This is a genomic window from Vulcanisaeta distributa JCM 11216, assembly GCF_001315985.1.
Taxonomy (GTDB): Archaea; Thermoproteota; Thermoprotei; order Thermoproteales; family Thermocladiaceae; genus Vulcanisaeta; species Vulcanisaeta distributa_E.
Genome location: NZ_BBBI01000053.1, coordinates 1 through 1,835 on the forward strand (window position 1 = coordinate 1; position 1,835 = coordinate 1,835).

The 1,835-nt window shown below is 56.3% G+C and carries 4 protein-coding genes; all 4 read left to right on the plus strand.

Annotated features, from left to right (window positions below; all coding sequences use genetic code 11):
* The first annotated feature begins 35 nt into the window (after positions 1 to 35).
* The 4 genes from JCM11216_RS14140 to JCM11216_RS20330 all read left to right on the plus strand — a co-directional run bounded on the left by JCM11216_RS14140 (position 36) and on the right by JCM11216_RS20330 (position 1,513).
* Positions 36 to 215: a hypothetical protein gene (locus JCM11216_RS14140; protein WP_243676484.1), complete on the plus strand. Its 180-nt coding sequence runs from the start codon at positions 36 to 38 to the stop codon at positions 213 to 215.
* 282 nt (positions 216 to 497) lie between these two features.
* Positions 498 to 770, plus strand: coding sequence for a hypothetical protein (locus JCM11216_RS20320; RefSeq protein WP_243676485.1), 273 nt, complete (start codon positions 498 to 500; stop codon positions 768 to 770).
* Entirely contained in the window at positions 760 to 1,068 is a 309-nt protein-coding gene (locus JCM11216_RS20325; protein WP_243676486.1) for a hypothetical protein, read from the plus strand. Before JCM11216_RS20320 ends, JCM11216_RS20325 begins: the two co-directional genes overlap by 11 nt.
* Before the next feature lie 196 nt (positions 1,069 to 1,264).
* Positions 1,265 to 1,513 carry a hypothetical protein gene (locus tag JCM11216_RS20330; RefSeq protein WP_243676487.1) on the plus strand — a complete coding sequence of 83 codons (249 nt, stop codon included), beginning with the start codon at positions 1,265 to 1,267 and terminating at the stop codon, positions 1,511 to 1,513.
* Positions 1,514 to 1,835 lie beyond the last annotated feature (322 nt).

Here is a 1,835-nt window from a genome sequence, read left to right on the forward strand (position 1 = left end):
CCCCCCCCAAAGCCAATCGGGTGGGGTTGGCTTGGGTGGGGATGAAGCCCGGGGAGCTTGATGAAGGGGCAAGCAACAGAACCCTGAAGAGCGGCTTCGCAACTGTTCCCTTGGCCGACCCACCCCCCCGGCCCCCCCTAGAACCCGGTTGGCTAAAGGGGGGGCTTAATAAAGGTATTGCCTTCGATGCCAAGGCCCGGGTTGACTGCCCCTGACCAGCCTTGGGTGGGGGGGGCTGGGTTGGGGGGGGTGGGGGGGTGATGCCCGGGCCTGATGTGGATGCGAGACGCGGAGCACTGAAGAGCTATCCTTGGACTGAGCCCGGGCGGACCACCCCCCGCCCAGTCATTGGCTGAGGCTGGTTGGGGGGGTTAATAAACTCATCGCCTCGAGTGCTCTGGTGCCTTATAAAGGTGAGTTGCTTAAGTGATTAGTGGTGATGAGCCCCCCCTGAGGTAGATCGCCTGGGCTTGGCCCGGGCGAATTCCTTGGGGGGGGTGATTCAAATGGCCCGTGGGCTGGGCATAGGGGGGGTTAGTATGAACTCTTGGAACGAGTCCATTAGGCTTGCCAATGCGTTGCTCAAGCGCCTTCGTGAATTTAATGAGCGTGGCGTTAGGGCATTCTTCACTAGGGATTGTGTGAGGTTTGATGTCTCGAATTGGCGATTTGACGGCAAGGCCATCAAGTGCTTGAGAACTTGGTACATCAGGGCTTTGGTGAGTGTAGCCTCAATAATCCACCCATTAGTCAAGGCTTATGGGGGTTAGGGCCGTGGAGTTGATCATTGAGGAAGTCGATGTATCAAGGGTCGATGTTAGGGAGAATTTGCTGAGTGACCTAGCGAGGCTCGTCTACGAGGCGGCTCTAAGCCATGCTGGGAGTGAGACATTGGGTAATGCGAATGATGAATTCATCATTTCGAGGGTTGTCAACGCCGGTATCGGCGATTTAATGGCTCAGATCGGTAGGGTTGAGGAGTTGATGAGGAAATGCAGGGTGGTAAAGTCGTCCTCGAGGGTGAGGAGGTCGACTGCCAAGAGTTGTGGCTCTACAACGCCGAACTGAGGCAGGTATTGAATGAACTACAGAAGCTAGCCAGGAAGTACAACGTGAGTATTGAACCAAGCAGGTTACCATGGTGGCTACCCGAGGATTAAACACATAAGCATCAAAACGACCCACGCCCTCGTTGACTCTCCCCCCCTCCTCCCCCCCTCCCCCCCACTCCTTTGCGAACAAAGAGCCGGAGGCTCCCCCCCTGGTGAGGGGGGGGCTCCCGGCTCATGAGGGGGGGTGCTGTGGGGGGGACGATAGATCCAAGCACCGGGAACCGAAGGCGCCGGGGGGGGTGCCGACCTGGGTTGCAATGTGGACGATAGATCAAGCCAGAAAACCCAGGGAAGGCGGGGGGGGATGGGCGGGAGAGCCAACGAGGGCAGGACGAGCTAGCAAGCTGGGAAATTGCCCAGCAACCCCCCCTAGGCAGAAACAACCAAGATTCTATTGTTGACGGATAAAGCAAAGAATGTTGTTAAAGCAAGTAATGAAACAATTGTTTAATGAGTAAGCCGAGCAACGTAGGAAATAAGTAAGTAGATCCTAGGGAATTGCAGAACAATTAACTAGCAACTGCATCAAGGCATTGATGCAATAAGTATTTAAGGAGGGGGGGTGGCGAAAGAGAAAAACGCCCTCCATACCCGGTCACCCCGAGGGGGGGTTTTGGCCCTGCGTGGGGGGGTGAACCCCCACGTGGGGGGGCACCTACATCCTGGCTTTCTTTCCTTGATTTGTTAATCATTCTTCTCGGTCCAGGTGGGTGGTGAGGCCCC